Here is a 16,245-nt window from a genome sequence, read left to right as displayed (position 1 = left end):
CTTCACCGGGGCGCCGTCCTCGCGGGCGAGCGTTGTCAGTGCCCGCAGGTAGATTCGTTCGAGGCCGGTGTGCCGACCGCATTCGGCGTACGACGGCCTTCCCCGACAATTGCAGGAGTGATTCGCGTGGATCGTGTCGCGCTGCGCGGCCTCAAGGCCCGCGGGCACCACGGCGTCTTCCAGAAGGAGCGCGAGGAGGGCCAGACCTTCATCGTGGACCTGACGCTGGGCCTGGACACCCGCCCGGCCGCGGCCGACGACGACCTGGCGAAGACCGTGCACTACGGCATCGTGGCGGAAGAGGTCGTCGCCGTGGTCGAGGGGGAGCCGGTCGATCTCATCGAGACGCTCGCCGAGCGCATCGCCCAGACGTGTCTCAAGCACGACGGGGTCCAGGAGGTCGAGGTCTGCGTCCACAAACCGGACGCGCCCATCACGGTCCCCTTCGACGACGTGACCGTCACGATCATCCGGAGCCGAGTATGACCACGTCCTTCACCGAGGGTCAGAGCGACCCGACCGTCCAGCCGGTGCCCGCCTCCGTGGTCGAGCAGGTCGACGCCGCCGACACGACCCTGAGCAACCCCAAGCGCGCGGTGATCTCCCTCGGCTCGAACCTGGGCAACCGCCTGGAGAACCTCCAGGGAGCCGTCGACGCCCTGGAGGACACCCCGGGCGTCCGGGTCAAAGCGGTCTCCCCCGTCTACGAGACCGAGCCGTGGGGCGTCGAACCGGGCAGCCAGCCCTCGTACTTGAACGCGGTCGTGGTGCTCAGGACCACCCTCCCGCCGTCCTCGCTCCTGGAGCGGGCCCACGCGGTCGAGGAGGCCTTCCACCGCGTACGGGACGAGCGCTGGGGCCCGCGCACGATCGACGTGGACATCGTGGCGTACGCCGATGTCGTCTCCGACGACCCGGTGCTGACCCTCCCTCACCCCCGCGCCCACGAGAGAGCCTTCGTCCTCGCCCCCTGGCACGACGTGGATCCCGAGGCACAGCTCGCCGGCCACGGCGCCGTCGCCCGGCTCCTCGACACCATCACCCGGGACGGTGTCACGGCCCGCGCCGACCTGGAACTCCGGCTGCCCGAGTAGTCGTTAAGGTCAAGACGACCACTGGCCGGCCCCGACACGGGCCCGGCCGCACGCGGGCTACCGAAGGGGCAACGTGAAACAGCTGCGGATCAGGACACTGGCTGCCGTGTTCGTGGTGGCCGGAGTGCTGTCCTGGGCGGGCGCCCGCCTGTGGAACGCGGTGGGCACACTTCCCCGGGTCCCGCTGGCCGCCCCCATCGTCCTCGCCCTGATCGCGATCGTCCTCCTCGCCACGGCCCTGTCGCTGCGCGCCCGCCTCAAGGCCCAGCGCGAGCGCCGCCCCGGCGCCAAGGGCGTCGATCCGCTGATGGCCGCCCGCGCGGTCGTCTTCGGTCAGGCGAGCGCCCTGGTGGCCGCCCTGGTGGCGGGCATGTACGGCGGCACCGGCGTCTTCCTCCTGGGATGGCTGGAGGACCCCGCCCGCCGCGACCAGGCCATCTACGCCGGCCTCTCCGTCCTCGCCGGAATCGGCGTGATAGCGGCCGCCTTCTTCCTGGAACGCGTCTGCAGGCTCCCGGAGGACGACGACCAGCACCGCGACGGGACGGCCCCGGTGACGTAGTCCGGCACCGGGCGCGAAGTCCCCGCGGGTGTCGTCCGGATCGGTTCGGTGGATCGCCCGGCGCGGGCCGGAGTCTGCCTGGGGCGGCCCTTAGCGGGCCATGATCAGGCTCATCGCCTCGTTGCGGGTCGCGGCGTCCCGCAGCTGTCCGCGCACCGCCGACGTGATGGTCTTCGCACCGGGCTTGCGGATGCCGCGCATGGACATGCACATGTGCTCGCACTCGATGACCACGATCACACCGCGCGGCTCCAGGATCTCCATCAGGGAGTCGGCGATCTGTGTCGTCAGCCGCTCCTGCACCTGGGGGCGCCGGGCGTAGACGTCGACGAGGCGGGCCAGCTTGGACAGGCCGGTGATCTTGCCGCTGGTCGCCGGGATGTAGCCGACGTGCGCGACACCCCGGAACGGGACCAGGTGATGTTCACACGTGCTGAAGACCTCGATGTCCTTCACCAGGACCATCTCGTCGTGGCCCAGGTCGAACGTCGTCGTCAGCACGTCCTCCGGCTCCTGCCACAGGCCCGCGAATATCTCCTTGTACGCCCGCGCGACCCGTCCGGGTGTCTCTCGCAGGCCCTCGCGGTCCGGGTCCTCGCCGACCGCGATCAGAAGCTCCCGTACGGCGTTCTCGGCGCGCTTCTCGTCGAACTCGCCGATCACGCCCTCGCCGTCCAGCGTCACGGGGTCGGTCATCTGGTCCTCGTTCCTGTGCATCCTGCGCGTGCCTCGACGCGTCCAAAAGGTGCGGGCACACGAAAATGCCGCGCCCCCCAGGCTAGAACCTGGGGGGCGCGGCATCCATTCCGGGCCTGCTGAGGCGCCCGGAGCCGAGCGGACTCAGCTGTCGGTGCGGTCCTCCGGGGCCGTCTCCGTGACCGGGACGGACTCCGTGGCGGTGGCGATGGCCGCCGTCGATCCGTTCGCCCCGTTCGTCAGCGACAGCTCCTTGGGGGAGAGCACCGGCGGGCGGGTGGACGGGGTACGACGGGAGGAGCCGGTCCACGCGGGGCGGGCCGGGCGCTTCACGATGGGAGCGAAGACCTCGGCGATCTGCTCCTTGCTCAGCGTCTCCTTCTCCAGCAGCTGGAGCACCAGCGCGTCGAGGACGTCGCGGTTCTCGACCAGGATTTCCCAGGCCTCGTTGTGCGCGTTCTCGATGAGCTTCTTGACCTCTTCGTCGACGAGCGCGGCGACCTCTTCCGAGTAGTCGCGCGGGTGCGACATCTCCCGGCCCAGGAAGGGCTCGGTGTTGTCGCCGCCGAACTTGATCGCGCCGAGACGCTCGGTCATGCCGTACTGCGTGACCATCGAACGAGCGGTGGCCGTGGCCTTCTCGATGTCGTTCGCGGCACCGGTGGTCGGGTCGTGGAAGACGAGCTCCTCGGCCGCGCGGCCGCCCAGCATGTACGCGAGCTGGTCCAGCATCTCGTTGCGCGTCGTGGAGTACCTGTCCTCGTCCGGCAGGACCATCGTGTAGCCGAGAGCACGGCCTCGCGAGAGGATCGTGATCTTGTGGACCGGGTCGGAGTTCGGGGAAGCCGCCGCGACCAGGGCGTGGCCGCCCTCGTGGTACGCGGTGATCTTCTTCTCCTTGTCCGACATGATCCGGGTCCGCTTCTGCGGGCCCGCGACCACACGGTCGATCGCCTCGTCCAGCATGGAGTTGTCGATCAGCTTCTGGTTGCTGCGCGCGGTGAGCAGCGCCGCCTCGTTCAGCACGTTCGCCAGGTCGGCGCCCGTGAAGCCGGGGGTCCGACGCGACACCGCGGACAGGTCGACGTCCGGAGCGACCGGCTTGCCCTTCTGGTGAACCTTGAGGATCTCCAGACGGCCCTGCATGTCCGGGCGGTCGACCGCGATCTGGCGGTCGAAGCGGCCGGGGCGCAGGAGGGCCGGGTCGAGGATGTCGGGCCGGTTCGTGGCGGCGATCAGGATGACGCCGCCCTTCACGTCGAAGCCGTCCATCTCGACGAGCAGCTGGTTGAGGGTCTGCTCGCGCTCGTCGTGACCGCCGCCGAGGCCGGCGCCGCGGTGACGGCCGACCGCGTCGATCTCGTCGACGAAGACGATCGCCGGGGCGTTCGCCTTGGCCTGCTCGAACAGGTCACGGACTCGCGAGGCACCGACACCGACGAACATCTCGACGAAGTCGGAACCGGAGATCGAGTAGAAGGGAACGCCGGCTTCGCCCGCGACGGCGCGTGCGAGCAGCGTCTTGCCCGTACCAGGAGGCCCGTAGAGCAGGACGCCCTTGGGGATCTTCGCGCCGACGGCCTGGAACTTCGCCGGCTCCTGGAGGAACTCCTTGATCTCCTGGAGCTCCTCGACGGCCTCGTCCGAGCCCGCGACGTCCGAGAACGTCGTCTTCGGGGTGTCCTTGGTGATGAGCTTCGCCTTGGACTTCCCGAAGTTCATGACCCGGGAGCCGCCGCCCTGCATCTGGTTCATCAGGAACAGGAAGACGACGACGATGAGGACGAAGGGAAGCAGGGACAGCAGGATGCCCACGAAGGGGTTCTGCTTGGACGGCGAAACGGTGTAGCCGTCCGGAATCTGCTTGTTCTCGTACTTGTTCTGAAGTGTGTTGGCCAGGGTCACGCCCTGGTCGCCGATGTAGCTCGCCTGGATCTTCGAGCTGCCGTCAACCTTCTCGCCGTCCTTCAGCGAGACCTTGATGACCTGCTCGTCACCGGTGGTGATCTTGGCCGACTCGACCTGGTTGTCATTGATCGCCTTGACGACCTGGCCGGTGTCCACCGTCTTGTAGCCGCCGGACGAACCGACGACCTGCATCAACACGACCACGGCAAGGACGGCCAGCACGATCCACATGACCGGCCCACGGAAGTATCGCTTCACGTCCATCCATACGGAGCGGAGCCGCCCCGTCCCTCCTGCCATAGTGAGTTTGATAAAGACTGTTCTTCGGACGGTACCCCAGCATTGTCACCCGAAGCCGCAGGGGACTGCTGGCAATCCCGTCCACGCATGCTCCAACGGCGCGAAACCCGCTGGGGTTCCCGATCCGTCCCACGAGGACCGATCCGACTGAGTCGCCCTCAGGAACAGTGCGGCTCAGCCGCCGTAGACGTGAGGCGCGAGCGTACCGACGAACGGGAGGTTGCGGTACTTCTCGGCATAGTCCAGGCCGTAGCCGATGACGAACTCGTTCGGGATGTCGAAGCCGACCCACTCCACGTCGATCGCGACCTTGGCCGCGTCCGGCTTGCGCAGCAGCGTGCACACCTTGAGCGAGGCGGGCTCGCGGGAGCCGAGGTTGGAGATCAGCCAGGACAGGGTCAGCCCGGAGTCGATGATGTCCTCGACGATCAGGACGTGCTTGCCCTTGATGTCGGTGTCCAGGTCCTTGAGGATCCGCACCACGCCGGAGGACTGGGTGCCCGCGCCGTACGACGACACGGCCATCCAGTCCATCGTGACGGGGGTGGACAGCGCACGCGCGAGGTCCGCCATGACCATCACGGCACCCTTGAGCACCCCGACGATCAGCAGGTCCTTGCCCGCGTACTCCGCGTCGATCTTCGCGGCCAGCTCGACCAGCTTCGCGTCGATCTCTTCCTTGGTGATGAGCACCGACTTGAGGTCGGTGCCCATGTCTTTCGCGTCCACCCGCATCACTTTCGGTCGTCCGTCCCACTTTTTTGGGCTCGTCACCTACAGGGCGCCATGTAACCGGCGACGGTCCCCTTCGGCTCTCCCGCGCGGCCGTTCGGACCGCCCGCGACCCGAGTGAAGGGGTCCCGGGGAGCCGCGTGAGCGGCCCCGGTGCAGGGTCCGGTTTCAGCCTTGCCGAATCACCAGTCTGCCACCCTGGCGCTGGGCGACGACTTTGCCCGGGAGATTGATGGCCCCCTGACCGCGCCATCCGGTGATCAGCCGGTCGATCTCCTCGATGTGCCGGGCGAACAGCGAACCGGCCGGAGCACCCGCCTCGATCGCCGCGCGGCGCAGGATCCGGCGGCGTACGGCGGGCGGCAGGGCGTAGAGCTTGGCGCACTCCAGAAGGCCGGCCGCGTCGCGTACGGACGCCTCCGCCTGGCTGGCCCACGCGTCGAGGGCGTCGGCATCGTCCCGGGAGAGCTGGGCCGTACGGGCGAGAGCCTCGACGACTCCTTTGCCCAGGGCCTTCTCGAGGGCGGGCAGACCCTCGTGGCGGAGCCGGGAGCGGGTGTAGGCCGGATCGGCGTTGTGAGGGTCGTCCCAGACGGGCAGCGACTGGACCATGCACGCCTTGCGGGCGGTCTGCCGGTCCAGGTGCAGGAAGGGACGGCGGTAGCGGCCGTCGGCCCCCGAGACCGCGGCCATTCCGGACAGGGAGCGGATGCCGGAGCCGCGGGCGAGGCCGAGCAGGACCGTCTCGGCCTGGTCGTCGCGGGTGTGGCCGAGGAGGATCGCGGTGGCGCCGTGGCGTTCGGCGGCGGAGTCCAGGGCGGCGTACCGGGCGTCACGCGCGGCGGCCTCGGGGCCTCCGTCGCGGCCGACGGTGACGGCGATCGACTCGGCCGGGGCGAGCCCCAGCTCGGTGAGGCGCAGCACGACTTCGTCGGCGCGCAGCTCGGAGCCGGGCTGCAGACCGTGGTCGACAGTGACGCCACCGGCGCGGATGCCGAGTTTGGGGGCTTCGAAGGCGAGGGCGGAGGCGAGCGCCATGGAGTCGGCGCCGCCGGAGCAGGCGACGAGCACGAGCGGCGCCGGGGCGACGTCCTCGCCGGGACGGGGCCGGGCGCTCGTGCGGGTCTGGTCGTGCGGGGCGCGTGCGGGAGCGGCGACGCTGCGCCGCGTTCCGGGGGCGGGGACGCGTTCCGCGTCGGGCGCGCAGGGGCGCGCGGCACCGCGTGCGGGCGTGCGCCGGGTGTCGTGGGCGGGCGGTTGCTCGGTCAGGATGTCGTGGAGTACGCGGCGGACCGCCAGGCGTATCGCCGCGACCGCAGGATGGGGACCCATGTCCGGTTCCCTTCATGAAGTTTTCGGGGGGTTAGCCCGGGGATCTGTCACTCAGAGTGTGTAGATGGTGACAGAGCCGGGGCGTTCCCCGAGCATTGCACGCCTACCCGTGCTCCACGGTCCCTCGGATGGGTGATAGCAGGCGCGTTTGCCTGCCATCGGCCGGATTCGTTTCACCACCCTCCGGGAGGCTTCACGACTCCGTCCTGCGGTGCACCCGCGCAACCCAATCCGCCGGTTTGGCGATCTCCGCCTTGGTCGGGAGCGTGTTCGGAGAGGTCCACACACGGTTGAAGCCGTCCATGCCGACCTCGTCGACGACCGCCCGTACGAACCGCTCGCCGTCCTTGTACTGCCTGAGCTTGGCGTCCAGACCGAGCAGTTTGCGCAGGGCCACGTCGAGGCGGGAGGCGCCCTTGGCGCGGCGCTGCTGGAACTTCTCGCGGATCTCGGCGACGGAGGGGACCACGGCGGGCCCGACGCCGTCCATCACGAAGTCGGCGTGTCCCTCCAGGAGGGACATCACGGCGGTGAGCCGGCCGAGGATCTCGCGCTGGGCGGGCGTCTGCACGATTTCCACGAGGGAACGTCCGCCGTCGTCCTCCTCGGTGTCGGGGCGGGAGCCGGAGAGCGACTGCGCGGCCTCCCTGATGCGCTCCAGGACGGTCATGGGGTCGACCTCGGTCTCCCCCAAGAACGACTGGATTTCGCCCTCCAGGTGGTCGCGCAGCCAGGGCACGGCCGTGAACTGGGTGCGGTGCGTCTCCTCGTGGAGGCACACCCACAGGCGGAAGTCGTGGGGCTGGACGTCGAGTTCACGCTCCACGTGCACGATGTTCGGGGCGACCAGCAGGAGCCTGCCGCCGCCGCTGCCGGAGGCGGTGGGCGCCCCCGCGGGCAGGTCCCGGGTCGCGGGCGCGAACGTCTCGTACTGCCCGAGGACCCGCGAGGACAGGAACGACAGCAGCATGCCCAGTTCGACGCCGGTGACCTTGCCTCCGACGGCTCCGAGGACGGCTCCGCCGGTGCCGCTCCCGCGTCGTTCCTGCATCTTGTCCAGAAGGGGCTTGAGGATCTCCCGGAACCCGGCGACGTTCGCCCGGACCCAGCCGGGGCGGTCGACGACGAGTACGGGGGTGTCGTGGACGACGTCCGCACCCAAGCGGGTGAAGCCCCGGACGTGTTCCTCCGAGGCCTTCGCGTGCCGGCGCAGCTCGGCGACGATCGCCCGGGCCTCGTCGCGGCTCACCTCCGGGCCCGGCCGTACGAGCCGGGTCGCGGTCGCCACCGCGAGATTCCAGTCGACCATCCCAGTAGATGCAGCACCACCGATGCTCGTCATGCGTCAACCGTACGTGAGCGGGTCCGGCTGCGGTGAGGGTCCGACACCGTATGCGTCCCGGCCGAGGGGCTGGTGGTGCTCCTGGTTCCCACGGGCCGGAAGGGGCCGGAAGGGGCCGGGTCCGGTCCGGCGCGCGCTACCGGCAGCCGCACGCCACGAGTGCCGTCGCCGCGTGGTCCAACGCCGCCCGGGCCTCCAGGGGGTTCGGGGGGTTGGCGGCGTCGGAGGTCAGGAAGGCGAACGCCAGCAGGCGGCCGTCCTTGTCGACGACGGTGCCGGCGAGGGTGTTGACCCCGGTCAGGGTGCCCGTCTTGGCGCGGACGACTCCGGTGGCGGTCGGAGCGTCGGTGTACCGGGCGCTGAGGGTGCCGGTGAAGCCGGCGACGGGCAGGCCGGTGAGGACCGGCCGGAGCTCGGGGTGGGCCGGGTCGCCGGCCTTGGCCAGCAGGGCGGCGAGCAGGTCGGCGGAGAGCCTGTCGGCGCGGTTCAGGCCGCTGCCGTCGGCGAACTGCGCCCCGGTCAGCGGGAGTCCGAGTTTCTTCAGCTGGGCTCGGATCGCCTTCGCGTCGCCGTCGAAGCTGGGTTCCTCGCCGGCCGCGAGGGCGACCTGACGGGCCAGTGCCTCGGCGATGTCGTTGTCACTGTTGGTCAGCATCCGCTCGACCAGGGCGGACAGCGGCGGCGAGGACACGGAGGCGAGGGCCTGGGAGCGGCTCGTCGCCTTCGAGGGGCCGGGCGCCGTGGCGGTGATGCCGTGGTCGTGCAGCAGGTCCGCGAACGTCCGCGCGGCGTCCGCCGCCGGGTCCATGGTGCGCCCGGCCGGCCCGCTGGCCGAGTGGTCCAGGCGGCCCTCGTCGGCCATCAGAGGGGTGACCTTCGCGATGTTGTCGTTCACTCCGATGGGGTGAAGGCCGGGGCCGGAGTACAGCGAGGTGTCGTAGGAGAGCGTCACGTGGTCCATGTGACGGGCCTTCAGGACGGTGGCCGTCCGTTCGGCGAGGGTGCCCAGGTCCGCCCAGCCGTCCGCGGGCTTGCGGGCGGTCAGCGTGGGGTCTCCGCCGCCGACGAGCACGACCTCCTTGGTGTCGGGCTCCAGGACCGTGCGCGTCTGGATGCGGTGGTCGGGGCCCAGCGCGGTGAGAGCGGCGACGGCGGTCGCGATCTTCGTGGTGGAGGCCGGCGTCTGCACCTGGTCGGCGCCCTTGCCGTAGAGCCGCTTGCCGGTCGCCACGTCGACCACGACGGCGGTGCGCACCGAGCCGAGGACGGGATCGGCCAGCAGCGGGTCGAGGACCTCCGCGAGATCCTTCCCCGCGGGCGTGGTGCCCGCCTCGCCCCCGAGTCCGGCGAGCACGGAGGCGGCGCTGGGTGCGGGCCGGGGTGACGTTCGGTGCGTACCGGACGTACGTGCGTGATCTGTGCCACCCTCGGGCGTCCGCGATGCGGCCCAGTCCCGCTCGGCCGTACGCTGACCGGTGGAGTCCCAGGGGCCGGCCGAGGTCACCACCCCGGCCGCGAGTGCCAGGCCGACGGCGGTCGCGACGGCTGTGAGCTGCGGCGTCGTCAAACGCACGGCACGCGGCCGCACGGCTCGTGTGACTCGCGCCACATGCGGTTTCACCATCCGCGCGACCCGCACCACATGCGGTCTCGCGGCCCGCCAAGCTCTCAGCTCTGGCACGACCACCAGCCCCTTTCGCGATCACCCACCTGCGTGAGGGACACTTAATCACCAGAACTATGTGCTGATCATGGAGGAGCCACCGGTGGAGTTCGACGTCACGATCGAGATTCCGAAGGGTTCACGGAACAAGTACGAGGTGGACCACGAGACCGGTCGGATCCGTCTGGACCGTCGACTCTTCACCTCGACCAGCTACCCGGCCGACTACGGCTTCGTCGAGAACACCCTCGGCGAGGACGGCGACCCGCTGGACGCCCTCGTCATCCTGGACGAGCCGACCTTCCCGGGCTGCCTCATCCAGTGCCGCGCGATCGGCATGTTCCGTATGACGGACGAGGCCGGCGGCGACGACAAGCTGCTGTGCGTCCCGGCGCACGACCCGCGTGTGGAGCACCTGCGCGACATCCACCACGTGTCGGAGTTCGACCGCCTGGAGATCCAGCACTTCTTCGAGGTCTACAAGGACCTGGAGCCGGGCAAGTCCGTCGAGGGCGCCGACTGGGTCGGCCGCGCGGAAGCCGAAGCCGAGATCGAGCGTTCCTACAAGCGCTTGAAGGACCAGGGCGGTCACTGACCTCCTTGCGGGCGGTCGCTGACCTCCCCCTCTTCCGAACGGGCCGCGTGATCCCCCTGGGGCCACGCGGCCCGTTCGTGTGTCCGTACGCATACTGAGGCGTACGGAAGGCAAGAAGGAGAACGACACAGACGGGAAAGGCGAGGCTGGAGTTGGTGGCGGACCCGGAAGCGGAAGACCGCAAGCCGCACTCGGACGAGGCGAGGAGTGCTTTCAGCCCGCCCACGGGTGTGGCGCCGCCGGGCCCGACGGCGGCCGACGAGGAATCGTCGACGACCTCGGAGTTCGCGCTCCCCCAGGGCCTCGACGCACCGCATCCCGCCGGGCCGGAGCACGGGGGCTCGGCGTTCAGCACTCCGCGCACCTACAGTGCCCGGGACGCGCCTCCCGCCTTCACACCGGCGACCGGCGTCCCCCTGGTCAGCCTGACCAAGGACGCGCCGTGGCAGGACCGCATGCGCACGATGCTCCGCATGCCGGTGACCGAGCGGCCCGCGCCCGAGCCCGTGCACAAGGAGGACGAGTCGGGGCCCGCCGTCCCGCGCGTCCTGGACCTGACCCTGCGCATCGGCGAGCTGCTCCTCGCGGGCGGCGAGGGTGCCGAGGACGTGGAGACGGCGATGTTCGCCGTCTGCCGCTCCTACGGGCTCGACCGCTGCGAGCCGAACGTCACCTTCACCCTGCTGTCGATCTCGCACCAGCCGTCCCTGGTGGACGACCCGGTGACGGCGTCACGGACGGTGCGCCGCCGGGGCACCGACTACACGCGCCTGGCGGCCGTCTACCGGCTCGTCGACGACCTGAGCGACACCGAGACCGCGATCCCCCTGGAAGAGGCCTACAGGCGGCTCGCGGAGATGCGGCGCAACCGGCACCCGTACCCCGGCTGGGTGCTGACGGCCTCCGGAGGGCTGCTGGCCGGCGCGGCCTCCGTGCTCGTCGGTGGTGACGCGATCGTGTTCGTCGCCGCCGCGCTCGGCGCGATGCTGGGCGACCGGCTCGCCTGGCTGTGCGCGGGGCGCGGGCTGCCGGAGTTCTACCAGTTCACGGTGGCCGCGATGCCGCCGGCCGCGATAGGAGTCGCGCTCACGCTGGCGCACGTCGATGTGAACGCCTCCGCGGTGATCACCGGTGGGCTCTTCGCGCTGCTGCCGGGGCGGGCGCTCGTCGCGGGGGTGCAGGACGGGCTGACCGGCTTCTACATCACCGCGTCCGCGCGGCTGCTCGAAGTCATGTACTTCTTCGTGGGGATCGTCTCCGGCGTCCTGCTGGTGCTCTATTTCGGCGTGAAGCTGGGCACGCAGCTCAACCCGGACGCGGCGCTGAGCCTCTCCGAGCGGCCCCTGATCCAGATCGCCGCGTCCATGCTGCTGTCGCTCACCTTCGCGGTCCTGCTCCAGCAGGAACGTTCCACCGTCCTCGCCGTGACCCTCAACGGAGGCGTGGCCTGGTCGGTGTACGGGGCGATGCACTATGCGGGAGGGCTCTCCCCGGTGGCCTCCACGGCCGTCGCCGCCGGCCTGGTGGGTCTCTTCGGGCAACTGCTCTCGCGCTACCGGTTCGCTTCCGCGCTGCCCTACACGACGGCCGCGATCGGCCCGCTGCTGCCCGGTTCGGCGACGTACTTCGGGCTGCTGTCGATCGCCCAGAACAACGTCGACAAGGGACTGGTATCGCTCACCAAGGCCGCGGCCCTCGCCATGGCCATCGCGATCGGCGTGAACCTGGGTTCGGAGATCTCGCGGCTGTTCCTGCGCCTGCCGGGCGGCTCCGCCGGCGGGCGGCGGGCCGCCAAGCGGACACGCGGCTTCTGAGGCCCGGTCCCGGCAGGCCCGGTTCAGCAGGCCCGGTCCGAGGAGGACCGGGCTCGGGAGCACCGGGCGGGTGCGTCAGTTCTGCGCGGGGCCCTGGCCGTAGGGGTGCTGTTCGGCACCGTACTGACGCCCGGGGTGACCCTGGGGGTGCTGCTGCGGGTGGGCCTGGCCCTGGTCGTAGCCCTGCTGGTAACCCTGGTCGTACTGCTGCTGGTCGTAGCCGTAGCCCTGGTCCTGGCCGTACGGCTGCTGGTACGGCTGCTGGGGCTGGGGCTGGTACTGCTGCTGGGGCTGCTGCTGGGCCGGGTACGGGTCACCCTGACGGCCGTAGCCCTGGCCCTGGTTCCCGTAGGCCTGGCCGTGGCCCTGGTTCCCGTACGGCTGCCCCTGTCCCTGGTTCCCGTACGACTGCGACCGACCCTGGCCCTGGTCCCCGTACGACTGATCCTGGCCCTGGTCCCCGTAGCCCTGCCCGTGGCCCTGGCTGCCGTACGGACCGCCGTGGTTCCGGTCCCCGTACGACGAGTCCTGGCCCCCGTGGACCGGCGGCACGCGCAGCGGCCTGGTCGCGTCGTCCATGACGGGCGCGGCGGGGCGGGTGCGGGCGGCCTCGGGCCGGGCCGGGAAGGGCTCCTGGAAGTCCTGGGACTCCTCCGCCTGCCGGGGCGGGTTCTTCTTGGCCTGGGAGCGGGCGCGCAGGAACTCGATGATGATCGGGACGACCGAGACGAGCACGATCAGGATCAGGATCAGCTCGATGTGCTTGTTGACGAACTCGATCTTGCCGAGCCAGGCGCCGAGCAGCGTGACACCAGCGCCCCACAGGACGCCGCCGATGATGTTGAAGGTGACGAAGGGGCGGTACTTCATGCCGCTGACGCCCGCGATGATCGGCGTGAACGTACGGACGATGGGCACGAAGCGGGCCAGCACCAGGGACTTGGGGCCGTACTTCTCGAAGAACTCGTTGGCCTTGACCACGTTCTCCTGCTTGAACAGGCGGGAGTCCGGGCGCGTGAAGAGCGAGGGTCCGACCTTCTTGCCGAAGAGGTAACCCGCCTGGTCGCCGAGGACCGCGGCGAGGCAGATCAGCGGGATCGCCGCCCACAGCGGGAAGTCCATGGCGTCCGTGGCGATCAGCAGACCGCAGGTGAACAGCAGCGAGTCACCCGGCAGGAAGAAGCCGATGAGCAGGCCGGACTCGGCGAACACCACCAGCAGCAGGCCCCAGATGCCGAAATTGTCCAGGAGCGTGTTCGGATCCAGCCAGCTGGGACCGAGGGCAAGCGTCATCACGGGTCCGGACTCCTGAGGGGTGAAGGGAGGTACGGCAGTCCTGTACGGCCGGCCAAAGCTATCAACGCAATGTGCCGACGCCAGGTTCCACCCGTGACTCCAGGATGCACTGTGCGACGACTGGGACAAAGCTGTGGACCATGGGCATCGATGAATACGGCGGCGGCCAGAGTCCCCACGCGGACGTCCTGGTCGTCACGACGAACGACGTTCCCGGTCATCGCGTCGAGCAGGTCGTCGGCGAGGTCTTCGGCCTCACGGTCCGCTCACGTCATCTGGGCAGCCAGATCGGCGCGGGCCTGAAGTCGATGATCGGCGGAGAGCTCAAGGGGCTCACCAAGACGCTGGTGGAGACCCGCAACCAGGCCATGGAGCGGCTTGTGGAGCAGGCACGCGCGCGTGGCGCCAACGGCGTGCTGATGTTCCGCTTCAACGTCTCGGAGGCGGCGGACGTGGGCACGGAGGTCTGCGCCTACGGCACGGCCGTGGTCCTGGTGAAGGAATAGCCGACGCCGCAGGACAGTGGCCCGCACCGGTGGAGGCGGCGGGCCATGGACTCCGTCGGCGACGGCTCCTTACAGATAAGGGGCGACCGGTCCGCACAGGTAAGGGGCGCCCGCTCCTGCCGGCGCCCCTTACCTGTCAGGCTTCCTCGGTCTCCCTGTCAGGCTTCCTCGTTTCCCTGTCAGGCTTCCCCGGTCTGCCGGGCGGCGTTCGCCGTGATCGCGTCCCTGAGGTGTTCGGCCAGCCCCGGCCGCATGGAGTCGTAGAACGCCTTGAACCGTTCGTCCGCGACGTACATCTCACCGAGGCCCCGGTGGATCTCGTACGTACAGGTGTAGAACCACTGGGTGATGTGCTGCCTGTGTTCCTCGGCCATGTCCATGGCCCGCGCGCCGTCCGGCCGCTCCCCGGCCGCCATCAGGGCGTCGTACCGCTCGCCCCAGGAGGCCACCTCGGCCTGCATGCGCTTCCAGTCGTCCTTGGTGTAGCGGGCGGTGCGTCGCTGCGACTCGGCGTACGTCTCCGTGCCGCCCCAGCGGCGTTCGGCCTCCTCCGCGTGTTCCTCGGGGTCCTTGTCCCCGAAGACCTCGAACTTCTCCTCGGGCGTGAGGTTGATGCCCATCGTGCGTGCCTCCATGGCGTGCTCCACGGCCGCGGCCATCTTCTGCAGCTTCTCGATCCGGGCGGTCAGCAGCTCGTGCTGGCGGCGCAGATGCGCGCGCGGGTCCGCTTCCGGGTCGTCGAGCAGGGCGGCGACCTCGTCGAGCGGGAAGCCGAGCTCCCGGTAGAACAGGATCTGCTGCAGCCGGTCGAGGTCGGCGTCGTCGTAGCGCCGGTGACCCGCGTGGCTGCGGTCGCCGGGCGCGAGCAGACCGATCTCGTCGTAGTGGTGCAGCGTGCGCACCGTGACTCCGGCGAACCCGGCGACCTGTCCCACTGAATAGCCCACTTCCGCTCCTTCCTCGGTACGCCCTTCACGATGGGGCCTGACGTGACGTGAGGTGCAAGCCCGGAGTCCAGAGGCCCGGCGATGCGGCTCGGGCGGCGTCCGGCGGCGACGCTCGGGATGTTATGTCCGATTCGCGCGCTTAGGGTGAGCCCGTGACCCACGAAGCGGCTCCCCCGGGACCGGCCTCGACCCGGGCGACGCCCGCGCGGACTCTGCTGCCGCTGTTCCTCCCCGCCGCGGCCATCGGCGCCGTCTCAAGCCTTCTCTACGTGGGGGTGAGCAAGCTCGCCGACCAGCTCAAGGACGTGCTCTGGACGGACCTGCCGGACGCGCTCGGCATCGGCGGGTACTCCTCGCTCTGGATGATCGTCATGCTCACCAGCACCGGCATCCTGGTCGGTCTGGTGGTGTGGAAGGCGCCGGGGCACGCGGGACCTGACCCGGCCACCGTGGGGATCCAGGGGGAGCCGATGGCCCTCTTCATCCTGCCCGGACTGCTGGTGGCGACCGCGCTGATGCTGGCGGGCGGCCCGAGCCTCGGTCCCGAGAACCCGATCATCGCCACCAACGTCGCGCTGGCGTTCTGGGCGGGCCGCAGGTTCGCGCCCGCGGCGCCCGGCGCGCTGTGGGTGATGCTGGCCGAGGCGGGGACGATCGGCGCCCTGTTCGGTACACCGATCGCGGCGGCGCTGGTCATCTCCGAGGCGCTCGCCGGACGGCAGATGAAGGGCCTGCTGTGGGACAACCTCTTCGCGCCGCTGACGGCGGCCGCGGTGGGATCGATCACCACGTCGCTGATCGGCCATCCGAGCTTCGACCTGGATCTGCCCCCGCTCGGTGATCCCGGCTGGGCCGATGTGCTGTCCGCCCTCGTGATCGCCTCCGCGGCGGCGGTGCTCGGCATGGCCGCCGTCTACGTGTTCCCCTACATCCACAAGGTGTTCTCGCTCCTGCGCCACCCCATGATCGCCCTGCCCGTCGGCGGGCTCGTCCTCGGCCTGCTGGGCTGTCTGGGCGGGCCGCTCACGCTGTTCAAGGGCCTGGACGAGGTCGCCGAGATCGCCCGGCACCCGGACGACTACTCGGCGGGTCGGTACGCGCTGATGGCCGTGGTGAAGCTGGCCGCGCTGGTCGTCGCGACGTCCTGCGGGTTCCGGGGCGGCCGGATCTTCCCGGCCGTCTTCGCCGGTGCCTCGTTCGGTCTGTGCGCCCACGCGCTCGTGCCCTCGGTCCCGGCCTCGCTGGGCCTGGCCGCCGGAGTGCTGGGTGTGCTCCTCGCGACCACCCGGCAGGGCTGGGTGAGCCTGTTCACGGCCGCCGTCCTGGTGTCCTCGCCCACGATCATCGCCCTGCTCTGCATCGCCTCGCTGCCGGCCTGGCTGCTGGTGACCGGACGGCCACAGCTGCAACTGCGCGACGACGGAAGTTCGGTCCGGTGAACCGCCGGGACGCCCTCAT

15 protein-coding genes are annotated in these 16,245 nt (G+C 70.2%); 7 read left to right on the top strand and 8 right to left on the bottom strand.

Annotation, left to right across the window (positions count from 1 at the left end; translation table 11 throughout):
- The first annotated feature begins 126 nt into the window (after window positions 1–126).
- From folB to OG410_RS23315, 3 genes are all read left to right on the top strand, one after another.
- Window positions 127–486 (top strand): dihydroneopterin aldolase, encoded by a 360-nt coding sequence (gene folB, locus OG410_RS23325; protein WP_037625942.1) that lies wholly within the window; start codon window positions 127–129, stop codon window positions 484–486.
- Complete coding sequence (gene folK, locus OG410_RS23320) at window positions 483–1,094, top strand: 2-amino-4-hydroxy-6-hydroxymethyldihydropteridine diphosphokinase (protein WP_329300984.1); 612 nt, start codon at window positions 483–485, stop codon at window positions 1,092–1,094. The genes folB and folK overlap by 4 nt, the downstream gene beginning before the upstream one ends.
- 73 nt (window positions 1,095–1,167) lie before the next feature.
- Window positions 1,168–1,656: a DUF3180 domain-containing protein gene (locus OG410_RS23315; protein WP_329300983.1), complete on the top strand. Its 489-nt coding sequence runs from the start codon at window positions 1,168–1,170 to the stop codon at window positions 1,654–1,656.
- 90 nt (window positions 1,657–1,746) lie between these two features.
- Here OG410_RS23315 and folE read toward each other — a convergent pair whose 3' ends face one another.
- The 6 genes from folE to dacB all read right to left on the bottom strand — a co-directional run bounded on the left by folE (window position 1,747) and on the right by dacB (window position 9,653).
- Complete coding sequence (gene folE / locus OG410_RS23310) at window positions 1,747–2,352, bottom strand: GTP cyclohydrolase I FolE (protein ID WP_329300982.1); 606 nt, start codon at window positions 2,350–2,352, stop codon at window positions 1,747–1,749.
- Between the two features lie 144 nt (window positions 2,353–2,496).
- Window positions 2,497–4,524, bottom strand: coding sequence for an ATP-dependent zinc metalloprotease FtsH (gene ftsH / locus OG410_RS23305; protein ID WP_329300981.1), 2,028 nt, complete (start codon window positions 4,522–4,524; stop codon window positions 2,497–2,499).
- A 210-nt stretch (window positions 4,525–4,734) separates the two neighbouring features.
- Window positions 4,735–5,295, bottom strand: a complete 561-nt coding sequence (gene hpt / locus OG410_RS23300; protein WP_261704688.1) for a hypoxanthine phosphoribosyltransferase — start codon at window positions 5,293–5,295, stop codon at window positions 4,735–4,737.
- A 165-nt stretch (window positions 5,296–5,460) separates the two neighbouring features.
- Complete coding sequence (tilS, locus tag OG410_RS23295; RefSeq protein ID WP_326786337.1) at window positions 5,461–6,624, bottom strand: tRNA lysidine(34) synthetase TilS; 1,164 nt, start codon at window positions 6,622–6,624, stop codon at window positions 5,461–5,463.
- A 193-nt stretch (window positions 6,625–6,817) separates the two neighbouring features.
- Window positions 6,818–7,966, bottom strand: a complete 1,149-nt coding sequence (locus tag OG410_RS23290; RefSeq protein ID WP_329300980.1) for a zinc-dependent metalloprotease — start codon at window positions 7,964–7,966, stop codon at window positions 6,818–6,820.
- A 136-nt stretch (window positions 7,967–8,102) separates the two neighbouring features.
- Entirely contained in the window at window positions 8,103–9,653 is a 1,551-nt protein-coding gene (dacB, locus tag OG410_RS23285) for a D-alanyl-D-alanine carboxypeptidase/D-alanyl-D-alanine endopeptidase (RefSeq protein WP_329300979.1), read from the bottom strand.
- Window positions 9,654–9,732: 79 nt separating this feature from the next.
- Here dacB and OG410_RS23280 point away from each other — a divergent pair, with 79 nt between their 5' ends.
- On the top strand, window positions 9,733–10,224 hold the full coding sequence (locus tag OG410_RS23280) for an inorganic diphosphatase (protein ID WP_326786340.1): 492 nt from the start codon (window positions 9,733–9,735) through the stop codon (window positions 10,222–10,224).
- 155 nt (window positions 10,225–10,379) lie between these two features.
- Entirely contained in the window at window positions 10,380–12,038 is a 1,659-nt protein-coding gene (locus OG410_RS23275) for a threonine/serine ThrE exporter family protein (RefSeq protein ID WP_329300978.1), read from the top strand.
- 75 nt (window positions 12,039–12,113) lie between these two features.
- Here the strand turns inward: OG410_RS23275 and OG410_RS23270 are convergent, their stop codons facing one another.
- A complete protein-coding gene (locus OG410_RS23270) occupies window positions 12,114–13,334 on the bottom strand; it encodes a VTT domain-containing protein (RefSeq protein WP_329300977.1) in 1,221 nt (406 codons plus the stop codon).
- A gap of 140 nt (window positions 13,335–13,474) precedes the next feature.
- Here OG410_RS23270 and OG410_RS23265 point away from each other — a divergent pair, with 140 nt between their 5' ends.
- Window positions 13,475–13,840, top strand: coding sequence for a YbjQ family protein (locus OG410_RS23265; protein ID WP_329300976.1), 366 nt, complete (start codon window positions 13,475–13,477; stop codon window positions 13,838–13,840).
- A 179-nt stretch (window positions 13,841–14,019) separates the two neighbouring features.
- On the opposite strand, the gene OG410_RS23260 is transcribed toward OG410_RS23265, so the two are convergent.
- Complete coding sequence (locus OG410_RS23260) at window positions 14,020–14,787, bottom strand: MerR family transcriptional regulator (protein WP_329300975.1); 768 nt, start codon at window positions 14,785–14,787, stop codon at window positions 14,020–14,022.
- Between the two features lie 152 nt (window positions 14,788–14,939).
- Here OG410_RS23260 and OG410_RS23255 point away from each other — a divergent pair, with 152 nt between their 5' ends.
- Window positions 14,940–16,226 carry an ion channel protein gene (locus tag OG410_RS23255; RefSeq protein WP_329300974.1) on the top strand — a complete coding sequence of 429 codons (1,287 nt, stop codon included), beginning with the start codon at window positions 14,940–14,942 and terminating at the stop codon, window positions 16,224–16,226.
- The last annotated feature ends 19 nt before the right edge of the window (window positions 16,227–16,245 follow it).

Source organism: Streptomyces sp. NBC_00659 (assembly GCF_036226925.1).
Taxonomy (GTDB): domain Bacteria; phylum Actinomycetota; class Actinomycetes; order Streptomycetales; family Streptomycetaceae; genus Streptomyces.
The sequence above is the reverse complement of the archived record's forward strand: the minus strand, read 5'-3'. Positions and strand labels throughout refer to the sequence as shown.